Genomic DNA, 16,177 nt, shown 5'->3' with positions numbered 1-16,177 from the left:
ATGCAATTTTGCACCATGGTGGAACTGGAATTTCCCAAGTACCCCCTTCGCTTCAAAAGTAGGGAAAATAAGCGCCTGGTCTTTGACTTTGTCCGCAAAAAGTACGTGCTCCTCCAGCCGGAGGAATGGGTCCGCCAGCATTGCCTGCACTACCTGGTAAAAGACAAGGGGTATCCGGCCGGCCGGATGCTGGTGGAAAGGGAATTGCTGGTGAGCGGCCTGCGCAAACGGGTGGATATAGCCGTCTGCAACCCGCAGGGGGAAATCGATCTGCTGGTGGAGTGCAAAGCGCCTTCCGTGGCCATTACCCAGGAGGTGTTCGACCAGATTGCCCGCTACAATATGCGGGCAAAAGCGCGATACCTGATGGTTACCAACGGGTTGCTGCATATTTTCTGCCGGATGGATTACGACAGCCAACAGTACGTTTACCTCAGGGAGCTCCCCCCTTACTCGCCCCCCGGGAATACCTGAGGATACCGTTTTTTTTAGTTACTTTGTCAGCTTTGAATTTCAGCGGCCTGCCGCTGACCCAAGCAGCCAATTCGGAATGCAGTCAATAGCCGTAATTATCCTGAACTGGAATGGCCGGAATCTCCTGGAGCGCTTCCTGCCCTCCGTGCTGGCCCATAGCGGGGATGCCGTCATATACGTGGCTGATAACGCTTCCAATGACGCGTCCGTGGCCTTCCTGGAGGAGGAATACCCGGAAATCCGCGTAATCCGCAATCCGGTGAACGGCGGTTTTGCCTCCGGGTACAACATGGCACTCGGGGAGGTAGAAGAAGATATCTATTGCCTGCTGAATTCCGACGTGGAAGTGACGCCGGGCTGGCTGGATCCTGTCCGGGAACTCTTTGCCTCCAACCCGGAGGCGGGGATTATCCAACCCAAGATCAAGGACCTGATGCGGCCGGATTATTTTGAATACGCCGGGGCAGCCGGGGGCTTCCTGGACCTGTTCGGGTATCCTTTTTGCCGGGGCCGCATTTTCCAGAGCCTGGAGAAAGACCAGGGGCAGTATAACGATACGCGGGAAATATTCTGGGCCACCGGGGCCTGCATGTTTATCCGGAAAAGCGTTTTCCGGGACCTGGGCGGATTTGACCCGGACTATTTTGCCCACCAGGAGGAAGTGGACCTGTGCTGGAGGGCTCAGAACCGGGGATACCGGGTCTATTATTGCGGGGGTTCCGAGGTATACCACATGGGAGGTTCTACGCTGAACAATATGGACCCCCGGAAAACCTACCTGAATTTCCGGAATTCCCTATTCTCCATTACCAAGAACCTGCCCCGGAAGAAGGCATTCCCCATTATCCTGGCCCGCCTGCTGCTAGACGGGGTGGCCGCCCTGCGGTTTGTCTTTCAGTGGAAAGGTTTGCACGCCTGGTCCGTTTTACGGGCACATGCCAGTTATTACCGCCAATTTCCGCGGATGATCCGCAAGCGGGAAAAGGTCCGGTTTGTCCAAAAATACCACGCCGCAACATCCATAGTCTGGTCTTATTACGTACATCATGTAAAGGATTTTAACAATTTAGTAAAAGATTAACGGATACGGCCTAACGCCGCATTTGCTTTTATATAATTTTGTTTCGACTTTTTAACCTCACAAACTTGTATAACATTAACTCAGAAATAGTAATTATGAAAAAAATGATTATTGGCTGTCTGGGTCTGGCACTGGCACTTTCGTCCTGTGTATCTCAGAAAAAGTATGCCGAACTGGAAGCCAAACAAAAAGAAACTCAAGACCTGCTGAACTCAGCAACCGTAAAACTCAACACCTGCCTGGAGGAAAAGGCTACCAACGATGCCCGCCTGCAGACACTCGAAGAGCAAAACGCCTTCCTCAAGGCCAACAACCAGGAACTCATCAACAACATGGGTAACCTGACCACGCTGACCGCCAAAGGCGCGGAAAACCTGGAAAAATCCCTGGAAAGCCTCAAGGAAAAAGACCTGACGATCCGGAAGCTGCAAGACGCGGTAACCCGTCGGGATTCCGTTAACCTGGCCCTGGTTCAGAGCCTCAAGGGCGTACTGGGCAACCTGGACGACGAGGACATCGAGATCAGTGTTGAAAAAGGCGTGGTATTTGTTTCCATCTCCGACAAACTGCTCTTCAGCAGCGGAAGCTACAACGTGACCAACGCTGCCAAAAATGTACTGGGCAAAGTTGCGCAGGTGGTGAACAACAAACCGGATTTCGAATTTATGGTGGAAGGCCATACGGACAACGTGCCGTATCGCAGCGGTGTCCTTCTGGACAACTGGGACCTGAGCGCCAAGCGGGCTACCTCCGTGGTGCGTATCCTGCAGAACGATTTCGGCGTAGACCCCGCCCGCATGACAGCGGCCGGACGCAGCTACTACGTACCCCTGGCGAGCAACGATACCGCAGCCAACCGGGCGAAAAACCGTCGTACGCGTATTGTAGTTCTGCCGAAACTCGACCAGTTCTACTCGATGATCGAAGAAGGTATGGAAGATCCGGCGATTAACAACTAATCCCCGGGAACTTCAACAAGTAAAAACCCGCAGCGTTTGCTGCGGGTTTTTTATTTGTCCTTATCTCATCGAAAAGCCTGCCTAATACAATATACTCAGGTCGCCTTTTCCCTCCCGGACTATTTCGGGTTCGGGGCCGGACAGATCGATGACCGTAGAGGCGACATTCCCCCCGTATCCCCCGTCAACTACCACATCCACCAGGTTTTCCCATTTCTCGTATATCAGTTCCGGGTCCGTGGTGTACTCCAGCACGTCGTCCTCGTCCCGGATCGAGGTGGATACGATGGGCCGCCCCAACCCGGCAACCAGGGCATGGGCAATGCGGTTATCGGGAACCCGGATCCCGACCGTTTTCTTTTTCTTGAAATCCCTGGGCAGGTTATTATTGCCCGGGAGGATAAACGTATAGGGGCCCGGGAGGGCCCGTTTGAGGATCTTAAAGGTTTGGGTGTCGATCTGCCGGACATAGTCGGAGAGATTGCTCAGGTCCTCGCAGATAAACGACCAGTTTGCCTTGTGCAATTTTACCCCCTTGATACGCGCCAGACGTTCCAGGGCCCGGCTGTTGGTAATATCACAGCCCAGGCCGTAAACCGTATCGGTGGGGTAGATAACCAGCCCCCCGTCCCGGAAAGCCTCCACCACCTGCCTGACGGCTTTCGGGTTCGGGTTCTCCTCGTAGAGTTTGATGAATTCTGCCATAACTCCAACTATTCCAATTAGAAAATTACTCGCATTTCGAAGATGTGGGACACTTTTCCCGAGGATACTCAGCCGTCGCTTCGCGGCACCTGGTAAACCCGCACATAATCCACCTCCATGGTAGCCGGGAAGATGCTGTCATCCACCCCTTGGAGCCCGCCCCAGTTGCCCCCGACGGCAATGTTCATCAGGAAATAAAACGGCTGGCTGAATGGCCAGTTTTCGGCAGTTGTCGGGATGGGTCGCCGAAAGATCAGCTCCACATTGGCCGGGTCGTCCAGGTAAAACTTCAGGTATTTGGATGTCCAGAGCACCCCGTAGACATGGAATTCCTCCTCCACCGTTTCCAGGGGAACCGGGCCTGAGGTGATCTGTGTGCCATTCATATGGTTATTGGCCGAACTGTGGATGGAAAAATGCATCTGGTCGGGCTCAAAGCTCACGTATTCCATAATATCGATCTCGCCGCAATGCGGCCATCCCACCGTCCCGATATTCGATCCGAGCATCCAGAGGGCCGGCCAGATGCCGTTGCCTTTGTGCTCCGGGATACGCGCCCGGATCTCCAGCCGGCCATAGGTGAAATCCTGCCGGCTGTTCAGCCGGGCCGATTCGTAGTCCCCTGCATTGCCCCCGGAACCGACCTTGCGGGCCGTGATTTTCAGCGTCCCCTCACTGACTTCTGTAACCCCGTCTTCCACGTAGTTCTGCCATTCGTTGTTTCCCCAGCCATGGGCGCCGGTTTCAAAACGCCATTTTTCGGTGTCCAGGGCATCCCCGTCAAATTCATCGCTCCAGACCAGTTCGGCGTCATCCCAGTAATCCGGCGCATCCACATCGGGCAGCGATGCGGTATCCGGCGTATCGTCGGCAGGCTGGTTTACTTCAGGTTCCTGCGCATTCCCGGAGGACTGGCAGCCCGGGAGCATCCACAGGGAGGCCAGGAGTGCGATGCTGGCGAAACAATTCAGGTTCAGGTTCATTATCTCAAATCTTTTGGTGAATACTATACCGGCTTGCACCGGAAGGCTGCGGTCGTAAATCCACTATCCACGGGATAAGGTACGACAATTGGCCGGTAAGAACCAACGGCCGGCCCCGCTTTAATCGAGTACCCGGAGTTTGGCAAAACGGAGCAGCAGCTTTTTGACATCCCCCCGTTCAAAACGGATTTCGGCCTTCTTGTCGTTGCCCGCGCCTTCCACTTTCAATACGGTGCCCGCCCCAAAGCGCGAATGGTCCACGCGGGTTCCCTCCTGCAGGTCGGCGATGACCGTGTCCGAACCTTTGGGAGAGGCAATATCCGGTTTCAGTTTCCGGAGCCTCCGGAGCTGTTCGGGTTTGGGCCCGGTCCGGGACGGAGGGGTTCCCGCAACCGGTTTCTTCTGCCGCAGCCGGCTTTTATCCACGTCCCCGAAAATATCCGAATCGATCAGGGGGCGGTAGCGGTAGTTGTCTACCGGAGTTAAGTTTTCGATATAAGACTCCTCGATTTCCTCGATAAACCGGCTGGGTTCCGCATCGATGAGTTTCCCCCATCGGTAGCGGTTCTGGGTATAGGTAAGGTAGGCCTGTTTTTCTGCCCGGGTCAGCGCCACGTAGAACAGCCGTCGCTCCTCTTCGAGTTCGCTCCGCGTATTCATGCTCATGGCCGAGGGGAAGAGGTCTTCCTCCATCCCCACAATATACACGTAGGGGAATTCCAGCCCCTTGGCCAGGTGGATGGTCATCAGGGCCACGCGGTCCTCATCGCCCGTATCCTTGTCCATGTCCGTGGCCAGGGCAACGTCCTCCAGAAATTCCGACAGGTCGCCTTTGGCATCGGCCACTTCCTTCTGCCCTTCCACAAAGTCCTTGATCCCGTTGAGGAGCTCTTCGATATTCTCCATGCGGGCTATCCCTTCCGGCGTCCCGTCCTTTTTGAACTCCAACAGCAACCCGGATTTTTTGGCCACGTGTTCGGCAAGCGTAAAGGCATCGGCGCTTTGGTTGAGTACCTGGAAACTCCGGATCATCGTTGCGAAATCCGACAGCTTCCCCCGGGTCCCCCGGTTCAGCCCAAGCGGCTCGCTCTCCAGGTTTTCGATGTGTTCAAAAATGGTGCGGCCGGATGCGTTGGCCGCCACGGTTAACTTATCCATGGTGGTTTGCCCGATGCCCCGCGTGGGGAAATTGACAACCCGCTTCAGGGCCTCTTCGTCCCCGGGGTTCACAATGAGGCGCAGGTAGGCCAGTACGTCCTTGATTTCCTTTCGTTGGTAAAAGGACAGCCCCCCGTAGATCCGGTAGGGAATATCGCGTTTCCGGAGCGCGTCCTCGATGGCCCGGGACTGGGAGTTGGTCCGGTAGAGGACGGCAAAATGTCCGTTGGGCATTTGGTGCCGCATTTTCTCCTCAAAGATGGACGACGCCACAAAACGCCCCTCTTCGGCATCGGTGGGACTGCGGTGCAACTTAATGCGAGGCCCTTCCTCATTGGAAGTCCACACTACTTTTTCGAGCTGGTTTTTATTCCGGGCGATCACGCTGTTGGCCGCCCCGACAATATTCTTTGTGGAACGGTAGTTTTGTTCCAGGCGATACACCGCCACGTCGTCGTAATCCCGCTGAAAATTCAGGATGTTCGTGATATTGGCGCCACGGAAGGAATAGATACTCTGGGCATCGTCCCCAACCACGCAGATATTCTGGAACCGGTCTGCAAGCGCCCGAACGATCAGGTACTGGGAATGGTTCGTGTCCTGGTACTCATCCACCAGGATGTAGCGGAAACGCTCCTGGTATTTGTGCAGCACTTCAGGGAAACGGTTCAGCAGTTCGTTGGTCCGCAGGAGCAGGTCGTCAAAGTCCATGGCCCCTGCCTTAAAGCAACGGTCCACGTAATGCCGGTAGATTTCCCCCAGCCTGGGCCGTTTGGCCATCGCGTCCGCCTCCATGAGTTCCGGGTTCTGGAAATAGGCCTTTACGGTAATGAGGCTGTTTTTATAGGAGGAAATGCGCTGCTGGATTTGCTTGTACTTGTACACATCCTTGTCCAGGCCCATCTCCTTGATGATCGAGGCGATCAGCCGCTGGGAATCCTGGGTGTCGTAGATGGTGAAATTGCTCGGGTAACCCAATTTGTCGCCGTCGTAGCGCAGCAGCCGGGCAAAGACGGAATGAAAGGTGCCCATCCACAGGTTTTTGGCTTCCCCGGAACCCACGATGTCTGCAATCCGCTTCTTCATCTCCCGGGCCGCTTTGTTTGTAAAGGTCAGGGACAGGATGTTGAAGGCGTCCACGCCCTGGTTCATCAGGTGGGCAATTCGGTAGGTCAGCACGCGGGTCTTCCCCGAGCCGGCTCCGGCTATTACCATCAAGGGCCCGTCCTTGTGGAGGACGGGTGCCTTCTGTGCATCATTGAGTTCATCGAGAAACATGCCGGGCAGCAACTTAGAGGGGGTGAATTTAGCCATAATTCACCGCAACCTCAAAACGGTTCCAACGGGAATTATAAACAATCCGGGGTCGTTTTTTCCAATTTGAATATCTTTAGGCCCTTTCAACCCGGCGGGCCGCAGCGCCGAGCCCATCCGGTACCATCCACTAATTCTTGCAAACGATAATAAAATGACCCTATGAAACAACTGATCCGATGCTTTCTGCTGCTTGCCGCAACCGCAGGATTTGCCCAGCACGCCAACCTTGAATCCGAATACCAGGCCATCGAAGCCAAAGTAATCGACTGGCGCCACGATATCCACCAATTCCCCGAATTGTCGAACCGGGAGTTCAAGACGGCTGAAAAGATTGCAGCCCACCTGAAATCACTCGGAATCGAAGTGCAAACCGGCGTGGCCCACACGGGGGTTGTCGGCGTCCTCAAGGGAGACCGGCCAGGCAAAGTAGTGGCCCTGCGCGCCGATATCGACGCCCTGCCCGTACGGGAGCGGAACGACCTGCCGTTCAAATCCGAGGTGACCGCGGAATTCCTGGGCGAAGAAGTGGGCGTGATGCACGCCTGCGGGCATGATACGCATACGGCCATCCTCATGGGGGTTGCGGAAATCCTCTCCGGGCACAGGGACAAAATCAACGGAACCGTGAAATTTATTTTCCAGCCGGCAGAGGAAGGCCCACCCCCCGGGGAAGAAGGCGGCGCCCTGCTCATGGTAAAAGAAGGGGTCCTGAAAAACCCGGACGTGGATGCCATCTTTGGCCTGCACATCAATTCCCAGACTCCTGTAGGAACCATTCGCTATAAATCCGGCGGCGTAATGGCCGCTGCCCAGGAATTTACCATCCGGGTAAAAGGGAAACAGTCGCACGGCTCCCAGCCCTGGTCCGGGGTAGACCCGATCCTGATCAGCGCCAAGATCATCGACGGCCTGCAGACCATTATTTCCCGGGAGGCAAACCTGACCAACGAGGCGGCCGTAATCACCGTGGGCAAGATCAAGAGCGGGGTGCGTTTTAACATCATCCCCGAGAGCGCCGAAATGATCGGGACCATCCGCACGCTTGACTACGATATGAAGGACCAGATCAACCGGCGTATGGAGGAAATGATCACCGGTATCGCCAAGGCCTACCAGGGCGAAGCGACCCTGACCATCCGGGATGCAACGGACATTACCCACAACGACCCGGCCCTGGTAGAGCAAATGCTTCCCACCCTCCAGCGGGTTGCCGGGGCGGAAAACGTGAAAAACTCCAAGGCGGTAACCGGGGCAGAGGATTTCTCGTATTTCCAGCGGGAGGTCCCCGGGTTCTTCTTCTTCCTGGGCGGGATGACCCCGGGAAATACGGAGTCCTTCCCCCACCACACCCCGGATTTCAAAATAGACGACTCCGGGATGCTCCTGGGCGTCCGGGCGATGACCGAACTGACCCTCGATTATCTGGGTGCCGGGAATTAAGCCCCGGAACGATCCGCAGGAAACGTATATTTGCAGAAAACCCGAATGTTGTAGTATGGAGAATAGTACCCGAACCCCAAAATATTTCCCGCTCTTGTTGGTTATGGCTATGCTGGTTGCCTGTAGCGCCATGGGCCAGCGACGGAGTGAATTGCAGGCGCAGATCGATACGCTGGAGTCCGAACTGATGCAGGTTCGGCGCGAGCTGGCGGAGGCCCAGGCACGTGAAAAAGCCAGCCTGGCACGCGCAGATTCCTACGAAAAACAAGTGGGCGAACTCAAGGAGGCCAACGCCACATTGCTAGAAAACCTGGGGAGTTTCGCCGAGGTTTCCAACAAGAATACCTCGGCCCTGAACCAGGCCCTGGGTTCCCTGCAAAACAAGGAGCAGGAATTGCGGGCGATGACCGAGACCATCAGCCGGAACGATTCCTCCATCATCGCCCTGTTGTCGGATGCAAAGGCCACCCTGGGGCCCGATGCGAAACTCAAGGTTTCCGGAGGCGGCCTGGTAATCTCCGGCAGCCTGGAACAAGTGTTTGGAAGCGATACCGGAACTGAAATCACCGAAGAAGCCGGCCCCTGGCTACAGGGTATTTCCGAATTGCTGAAGTCGCACCCACACCTGGACGTAACGGTAGAAGGCCTGTCGATGATCGGCGACCTCGCCCTGGCCGCCCGGCAGGGAGTTTCCGTGATGAATGCGCTGAGGGATGACTACGACATCCCGGCCGGCCGGTTGAGCGCCAGGGGCCGGGACGGGAATTTCAGCGAAGGGGTGGACATCCTGATCCATCCGGGTTACAGGGAATTTTATCAGCAGGTTAAATCGCAAACCAAGAATTAGACCCGCAATGGGATACTTTTTGGGGATTTCAGCCGTTTTCCCACAAGAAACCAAACCAAAACCAACACGATGACCGGAGACGATATTCTACAACTTTTTGCCTTCCTTTTGCCCGCCGTGGTAACCGGAGTGGTGGCCTTTTACTTTTTCAGGCTGCACACCCGGAACGAGGAAGGCCGCAGGCGATACCTGCTCCACAAAGAAAACCAGAAGGAGGCCCTGCCCATCCGGTTGCAGGCCTACGAGCGGATGGCCCTTTTCCTGGAGCGGATTTCCATCCCGAGCCTCGTGGTGCGGGTAGCTCCGAAATCCGCCGACAAATCGGAGTATGAAAACCTGCTGATCCGCAACATCGAAAACGAATTCGACCACAACCTCTCCCAGCAAATCTACATGACGGATGAGTGCTGGAATGTGATCAAGGCGGCCAAGAACGCTACCATTCAGGCCATCCGGAAAGCCGGGATGAGCACGTCGGATACGGCCGAAAAGCTTCGGGAGGACATCCTCAACGACACGATGGACAAGGCCTCCCCTTCCGCTACGGCTCTGGCTTTTGTCAAGAAAGAGATCGGGGAACTCTGGTAGGCCCCGCAATTGCCCGAATATTGCCCCTGCTATTCCGGTTCCAGTTCGCTGGCCTGCTCGCTCTTTGAAGCGGCATACTGAAACCCGCGTTCCCACCATTGCGTCATTTGCTCCTTGTCAAAAATCAGCGAATTGGTCGTCAGGATGGTCGGGGTATAGTAGAAGTTGATGAGCGCGTTCTGGTTGCTCGCAACGAATTTCCCGATTTTGATATTCTGCTGTTCAATCCGGTCGAGCATAAAGGCGAACATATTGGTCATCAGGGAGAACGCGTTGCGCGACGGCATCCGGTTCAGGTGGGTCACCTCCGTGTGCAGGACAATCGCATCCACTTCGGTGGCACCGCGTCGGATAGCTTCTTCAATGGGTACCATGGACCCCAGCCCGCCATCGGCATATTCGCACCCGTTTTTGCGGACCAGGCTCATAAACGGGATATAATTGCAGGATATCCAGATCCATTCGCAGAATTCGTCGTAGTCAAAGTCGTTGATGGACTTGTATTCCACCTGGTTGAGCGACAGGTTCGAGACGGTCACCACGAGGTCCTTGGGGCCCATTTTCAGGGTTTGAAACTCCTCTTTGGTAATCGTTTTCCGAATGAGTTTCAACAGGTTGTGGCTCTCCCCGAAGGTTTTGCTGCCCCGCATAAAATTCCTCAGAACATTCCAGTGGTTGATCCCGATGCTGTCTACCCCGTATTTGTGGCTGATGGTAAACGGCAGGTTACTGAAGATGCTCTGCTGATTCACGCTGGTGTATACCTTGCGGATCTTCTCAATTTTCTGGAGGGCCAGGTGGCTGATCAACAGGCTGCCCGTAGAGGTCCCCAACAGTAAATCGTAGTCGTATCCCCGCTGTTCCATCAGGAATTGGGCAACCCCTCCGGCAAAGGCCCCTTTGCTGCCTCCCCCGGATATCACCAATGCTCTCATAATTCCTCAATTTTATTGTAGACATATTTGAACCGTTCCCTGGAAAGCCCCTGCGCCAGAGATTGCCAGAGGCCGCGCTCCGGCCGGGCTGCGATTAATTTGTCCAGCAGCCGCCGGGCAAATTTGCGAAACTGCCAACTGTGGTGTTCCGTGGCGCCCAACAGGTCTTTGAGGTTTTCCTCCCCCAGGGCGTCGGCCTGATGGAGGAGCCGAAAACCGTTTTCGCGAACCTCCCGGTCAAAATCGGGACCCGTTGTTCCCCGGAGATTCCCCAGGTACGCCCTGCCGGTTTCCGGATCGGCATACCCCTCGGTGAGCAGGGCCAGCAACCACCACAATTGTTTCAGGTTCGGGGCCTGGATAAGCGGATTGTCTGCCGTCCGGTCCAGGTATTCGGCCCGCCTGTCGGGAAACCCGGACCACAACCTGTAGAGGACTGCTTCCCGGATTTCGTAACTGGGTGCATCCAGGAGGCCCTCAAGCCAGGCCTGCACCCCCGGATCGTTTGGCAACGGAATGCTGAGCAGGGCTTTTTGCACCTCGGGCCGGGAATCTGCCCGGGACTTTTCCAGCAATTCGGGGCCAAACAAAGCCCCGTACCGGGTGGCCAGGGCCGCCCGGTATGGGGCCGCATCAAAGGCTTCCCAGGCATTTAGCAGCACCTCCTGGCCCGGGGCGGCAACATCCTGAACTGCATTGTCACGTTCGGCTGCCGCATGGTCGTCCCCGGCCCCTGCAACTTTCCCCTCCCCGCTTCCCGCTTCCCCGGATATCAGGTCCAGGTACCGGGCCAGTGAAGCATCCCGTTCCCTGAGGTGGGAAATGGCCGCTTCGTAAGGGAAATCTTTGCCTTCAAGCCATTGTTGGCGAAAACCATCCAGGGAAGTTCCGGCTGCGCGCTCCATCACCTCCAGGAATCCATCGACGGTTGCATTGCCGAATGCATAGGTATGCAGGTAGGATCGGACCCCTTCCCGAAAAGCTGTGTCCCCCACCAGATTCCTCAGGGCCAGGAGCGCCCAGGCCCCTTTCTCGTAGAACGTCAAACTGCCCGATCCCGGGTCAAGAAGCGACTCCCCGCTGCCGTCCCGGCTGAGTTGCTTCAGCGCATTGGCGGAACGGTAAAGCGCCCAGTACATTTCCCGCTCCCCCAGGATATGGCCTTCCGCCAGGTAGGCGTAGTATGTGGCAAACCCCTCGTGCAGCCAGTGCTGGCCCCCGTCCGTTTCGGTCACCAGGTTGCCAAACCACTGGTGCGCGAGTTCGTGTGCGTTGACGTTCAGGTAATTCCGGTCGTTCACCCCAATGGAGTCCACCAGGTAGGAGTCGGCAAAAAATGTGGTCCCCGTATTTTCCATGCCTGCGTACATAAAGTCGCGCACCGGCACCTGTTTGTAATTCTGCCAGGGATAGGGCACCCCGATTTCTCGCTCCAGGAAATTGAAGACCCGATCGGTATGCCGGTATGTCCGGCGGGCATCCGCACGGCGCCCTGCCGGATAATACAGGGCAATGGGGACCCCGGAGGCCGACTGCATCCCAATGCTGTCGTACCGGCCAATGGCAAAAGCCAGCAGGTAACTGCTCATCGGTTGCTCCATATCGTACACCCAGGTTACCCTGTCTCCCTGATTGCGTTTCTCCTCTAGCACCCCGTTGGCAATAACTTCCCGGCCGCGTGCAGCGGTAACCTCCAGGTCAAAGACTACTTTCTCACGCATATCGTCAAAACTGGGAACCCAGTGGCTGCTGTATTTTCCCTGGCCCTGTGTCCATATCTGGCTATCCCCCCCGTCGCCTTCCGGGCCGATGAAATAAACCGTTTGTCTTGGGCGGGCCAGGTATTCGATTCGCAATTCATGCTGGCCCGGGTCCCGGGGGGCAACCAATGCGAGTTCTTTGCCGTTTGCGGTAAAGGTGGCGGGTTGGCCGTCCACCGTCAGACGGTGGATTTCCATATTGTGGGCATCCAGATAGATACTGTCTGCCTTCCCGGCGAAATGGAATGTATAGTGTACGGTTCCCCGGATGGAATGGTCGGAGGCCTCCGGGAGGATGGATATGGTGCCGGCAATAAAATCTACCCCGGGTTGCTGGCCTCTGGCCATGGCCAGGAAACACATCAGCATCAGGGGCAAGCATCGGGTTCGCATGGGTGGATTGCCAGGGTTTGTTTCCCAAATTTAGGCATTTGGACGGTTGCAGGAATATGGGGGAACCCTTAATTTAGTCCGATGCAACCCGATCCCAGGAATACCCCGCTCGCGTACCTGAAGGGAGTCGGGCCCGGGAGGGCCCGGCTGCTGGAGTCTGAGCTGGGGCTGAAGACGTTCCGGGACTTGCTGTATTTCTTCCCGAACCGCTACATCGATAAATCCCGGTATTACAAAATCCGCGAATTGGAGCGAAGCAGCGCCGAAGTCCAGTTAATCGGTAAAATCGTGCACCTGAAGACTGTGGAGCAAAAGCGGGGCAAGCGGCTGGTGGCAACCTTCCGGGACGATACCGGGGAAATGGAACTGGTCTGGTTCCGGAGCCAGAAATGGTTCAGGGAACGTTTGAAGCTCGGGGAACCCTATGTCATTTTCGGGCGCGTCAATTGGTACAACGGGGCATTCTCCATGCCGCACCCGGACCTGGAACTCCTCTCGGCCCACCAGCAGCAAAAGCGGATCAGGATGCAACCCGTCTACCCGTCTACCGAGAAACTCACCCGGCAGGGCATTTCCAACCGGCTGCTTACCCAGTGGGTGGCAGCGGTCCTGGCACAGGTGCGGGAGGTTCTGCCGGAAACGCTGCCGGACCGCATTTTGGAGGCCTTGCAATTACTCCCGAAACCCCGGTCGCTGGTGCAGATACATTTTCCGGATTCCAATGCACTTTTGGCCCGGGCCCAGGCCCGCCTGAAATTCGAGGAGCTCTTCTATATTCAGCTGGCCCTGCTCTCCAAAAAACACGAGCGGAAAAAACGGATACGGGGGTACCTCTTTGAACAGGTGGGCGAACGTTTTACCGCATTCTACAAGGACCACCTGCCCTTTGACCTGACCGGGGCCCAGAAACGGGTTATCCGGGAGATCCGGGCAGACCTCGGAAGCAATGCCCAGATGAACCGGTTGCTCCAGGGTGACGTTGGCTCCGGGAAAACCATTGTGGCCGTACTGACCATCCTCCTGGCGCTTGACAACGGGTATCAGGCCTGCCTGGTAGCCCCTACCGAGATCCTCGCCCAGCAACATTTCAACGCGGTCAGCGAATTGCTGGAGCCCCTGGGCCTGCCGGTCGGTCTGCTGACGGGATCCGTAAAGGAAAAGGATCGCAAACCGCTGCTGGCCGGGCTGTCGGACGGCAGTTTACCCATATTGATCGGGACCCATGCGGTCCTGGAGCCCCGGGTAAAGTTTAATAACCTCGGCCTGGCCATTATCGACGAGCAACACCGCTTCGGGGTGGCACAACGCGCCAAACTGTGGAAAAAGAACAAGCGCCCCCCGCATATCCTGGTGATGACGGCCACCCCGATCCCCCGAACCCTGGCCATGAGCCTTTACGGGGACCTGGACATCAGCCTCATCGACGAGCTGCCGCCCGGGCGAAAGCCCGTGCGTACCGTCCTGAGGGGCGACAGGGACCGGCTCCGCGTTTTCGGATTCCTCAAAGACGAGATTCGCAAAGGCCGCCAGGCATACATCGTCTACCCGCTGATCCAGGAATCCGAAGCAATGGATTACAAGGATTTGATGGACGGGTTTGAAAGTATCAGCCGGGAATTCCCCCAGCCGGACTTCCAGGTATCCATTGTCCACGGGCAGATGAAACCGGAGGCAAAGGAATACGAAATGCAGCGTTTTGCAGAAGGCAAGACGCAGATCATGGTAGCCACAACGGTGATCGAGGTCGGGGTGAACGTCCCGAACGCCAGCGTGATGGTCATCGAAAGTGCGGAGCGGTTTGGGCTCTCCCAGTTGCATCAACTCCGCGGGCGGGTGGGCCGCGGGGCGGACCAGAGTTATTGCATCCTGATGTGCGGGGAGAAATTATCGGAAGAAGCGCGCACGCGCCTGCAAACCATGGCCCGTACGAATGACGGCTTTGAAATTGCCGAAACCGACCTGAAATTGCGAGGCCCGGGCAACCTGCTGGGAACCCAGCAAAGCGGGGTGTTGAGCCTGCGGATCGCCGACCTGGTGAGGGACCGGGAACTCCTGCAGTCCGCACGTGAATTCGCCCGTCAGCTGCTGCTTGCAGACCCCGGCCTGGAACAGGCGGAAAACCGGGTGGTCCGCACCAGGCTACAGCAAATGGAGGTTTTCCAGAACCGTTGGGACTATATCAGCTAGCTACGCACCCCTTCGCCGGCCCGGGCCCCGTTAGTTTGACCTGTCCATACTGCGCGCCAGTACCTTATCCGATGTGCCCACCTTAATTAATGTCTTCCCCGGCCTCCAGTTTGGCGATATTCGCCTCAATGGCATTCTGGTTCAGTTCGTCCGGGGCGCGTTCCCGGGCAATCTTCAGGTGCCTCAGCGCTTTCTGATAATCCCCCAATGCGCTGTAGCCACGTGCCAGTCCATAGTCTACCGGCCATGTGTTTTTATGGTTTTTGGCGTTCTTCTGAAACACTCTCAGGGCCTGTTCGGGTTGACCGCGGGCAATCAATTGCCGGCCGTAGCCGTGTACCTGGAATACCGTCCCGAGTTGCATGGCTTCGTCTATGGCGGCCTCGGACGCTTCCGTTTTGCCCTGGGCATCGAGGATCTGTGCTTTGATACTCAGGTTGTTGAAGTCTTTCTGGCTGAAGAATTGGCCGGAAATGGCCGCGTTGATCCAGCCGAGCGCTTCATCCAAATCGCCGCCGTTGTTGAGCGCATAATTGGCCGCCTGCTCCCATGACTGACGCGTAAAGCCTTCCTGGTTCTGCAGCTTCTGCCGGATAAATGCCATGGTCAGGGCGGGGGTGTCGAAGGATACCTTGAAGGGGATTTCCTTTTTCTCCCAGTGCAGGCTTGCAGTGGCTCCGTTGGCGGATAAATCGGTAAATCCGTATTCCAGCCATTCCGTATGGGGGATTTCAGTAGTACCGACCTCCACGCGGAGGGCATCTTCAGAAGGGTCGTAGAAATAGCTTCCCCACGCCCCGCTATTGTTCGAGAAAATAACCGTGGCCCGGTTGTCCGGGTGGATGACCATATGAAGGCCGTAGGTGCCGGCAGGCAAGGGTTCCCCTTCCACCAGGGCATCGTGGGTGAGGCTGAAGGTGGTGTTTTCATTGGCGCCGGCCCTCCAGGGCGATTCGGCGGCTGAACCGAAACCCAGGTTGTTCATGCCGTAGGGTACCAGGGCGCCCCAAATTTCCCGGCCATTTACTGCCGGTCGGGAATATTCGATCGTGATGTCGCTGATCCCGACCCGCTGGGTAACCCGGGCCATCTGGCTGCCCCTTGGCAGGTCCAGCTGGGCCTGTATCGGATAGGCCATCAACCCCAGGAGGAGGGGAAAAACCATTTTTTGCAAACGGGAGGCTACCTGCCGTTGCAAGGAGTAAATTTGTTCCATTTCACATATGTTTAGACGGTTCGCAATGAGATGTTTATAAGTTAACCCGCGTTGGAAGCGGCGCAAGTTATCAATATCTTAAACCGCAGCGCGCCCCTGTTAAAAAAACCGTGCAACGGGAAGTCCCGACGGGG

Annotated in this window: 13 protein-coding genes; 7 read left to right on the top strand and 6 right to left on the bottom strand. The window is 56.4% G+C overall.

Annotated features, from left to right (window positions below):
* Positions 1–15 precede the first annotated feature (15 nt).
* The 3 genes from AC3DKS_RS01865 (at position 16) to AC3DKS_RS01855 (ending at position 2,514) form a co-directional block, all read left to right on the top strand.
* Positions 16–474: a type I restriction enzyme HsdR N-terminal domain-containing protein gene (locus AC3DKS_RS01865; RefSeq protein ID WP_041327769.1), complete on the top strand. Its 459-nt coding sequence runs from the start codon at positions 16–18 to the stop codon at positions 472–474.
* Between the two features lie 76 nt (positions 475–550).
* Positions 551–1,555 (top strand): glycosyltransferase family 2 protein, encoded by a 1,005-nt coding sequence (locus AC3DKS_RS01860; RefSeq protein WP_015754865.1) that lies wholly within the window; start codon positions 551–553, stop codon positions 1,553–1,555.
* A gap of 95 nt (positions 1,556–1,650) precedes the next feature.
* The gene (locus tag AC3DKS_RS01855) at positions 1,651–2,514 is read left to right on the top strand and encodes an OmpA family protein (RefSeq protein WP_015754864.1); all 864 of its coding nucleotides are present in this window, start codon (positions 1,651–1,653) and stop codon (positions 2,512–2,514) included.
* An 81-nt stretch (positions 2,515–2,595) separates the two neighbouring features.
* Here AC3DKS_RS01855 and AC3DKS_RS01850 read toward each other — a convergent pair whose 3' ends face one another.
* From AC3DKS_RS01850 to AC3DKS_RS01840, 3 genes are all read right to left on the bottom strand, one after another.
* Positions 2,596–3,219 (bottom strand): L-threonylcarbamoyladenylate synthase, encoded by a 624-nt coding sequence (locus AC3DKS_RS01850; protein WP_015754863.1) that lies wholly within the window; start codon positions 3,217–3,219, stop codon positions 2,596–2,598.
* A gap of 68 nt (positions 3,220–3,287) precedes the next feature.
* Positions 3,288–4,202 (bottom strand): glycoside hydrolase family 16 protein, encoded by a 915-nt coding sequence (locus AC3DKS_RS01845; RefSeq protein WP_272607259.1) that lies wholly within the window; start codon positions 4,200–4,202, stop codon positions 3,288–3,290.
* Positions 4,203–4,322: 120 nt separating this feature from the next.
* On the bottom strand, positions 4,323–6,674 hold the full coding sequence (locus tag AC3DKS_RS01840; protein WP_238528066.1) for an ATP-dependent helicase: 2,352 nt from the start codon (positions 6,672–6,674) through the stop codon (positions 4,323–4,325).
* Between the two features lie 162 nt (positions 6,675–6,836).
* On the opposite strand from AC3DKS_RS01840, the gene AC3DKS_RS01835 reads away from it, so the two are divergent.
* The 3 genes from AC3DKS_RS01835 to AC3DKS_RS01825 all read left to right on the top strand — a co-directional run bounded on the left by AC3DKS_RS01835 (position 6,837) and on the right by AC3DKS_RS01825 (position 9,552).
* Complete coding sequence (locus tag AC3DKS_RS01835) at positions 6,837–8,117, top strand: amidohydrolase (protein ID WP_272607257.1); 1,281 nt, start codon at positions 6,837–6,839, stop codon at positions 8,115–8,117.
* Between the two features lie 55 nt (positions 8,118–8,172).
* On the top strand, positions 8,173–8,964 hold the full coding sequence (locus AC3DKS_RS01830) for a coiled-coil domain-containing protein (RefSeq protein WP_272607255.1): 792 nt from the start codon (positions 8,173–8,175) through the stop codon (positions 8,962–8,964).
* A 69-nt stretch (positions 8,965–9,033) separates the two neighbouring features.
* A complete protein-coding gene (locus AC3DKS_RS01825; protein WP_015754858.1) occupies positions 9,034–9,552 on the top strand; it encodes a DUF7935 family protein in 519 nt (172 codons plus the stop codon).
* 29 nt (positions 9,553–9,581) lie between these two features.
* Here AC3DKS_RS01825 and AC3DKS_RS01820 read toward each other — a convergent pair whose 3' ends face one another.
* Positions 9,582–10,487: a patatin-like phospholipase family protein gene (locus AC3DKS_RS01820; RefSeq protein ID WP_272607253.1), complete on the bottom strand. Its 906-nt coding sequence runs from the start codon at positions 10,485–10,487 to the stop codon at positions 9,582–9,584.
* Complete coding sequence (locus tag AC3DKS_RS01815; RefSeq protein WP_272607252.1) at positions 10,484–12,640, bottom strand: M1 family metallopeptidase; 2,157 nt, start codon at positions 12,638–12,640, stop codon at positions 10,484–10,486. The genes AC3DKS_RS01820 and AC3DKS_RS01815 overlap by 4 nt, the downstream gene beginning before the upstream one ends.
* Before the next feature lie 81 nt (positions 12,641–12,721).
* On the opposite strand from AC3DKS_RS01815, the gene recG reads away from it, so the two are divergent.
* Entirely contained in the window at positions 12,722–14,827 is a 2,106-nt protein-coding gene (gene recG, locus AC3DKS_RS01810) for an ATP-dependent DNA helicase RecG (protein WP_015754855.1), read from the top strand.
* 82 nt (positions 14,828–14,909) lie between these two features.
* On the opposite strand, the gene AC3DKS_RS01805 is transcribed toward recG, so the two are convergent.
* Positions 14,910–16,043, bottom strand: coding sequence for a DUF2911 domain-containing protein (locus AC3DKS_RS01805; RefSeq protein WP_272607251.1), 1,134 nt, complete (start codon positions 16,041–16,043; stop codon positions 14,910–14,912).
* Positions 16,044–16,177: the final 134 nt, after the last annotated feature.

It is taken from the genome of Robiginitalea sp., assembly GCF_982776155.1.
This window is presented reverse-complemented; position numbering and strand designations above follow the sequence as displayed.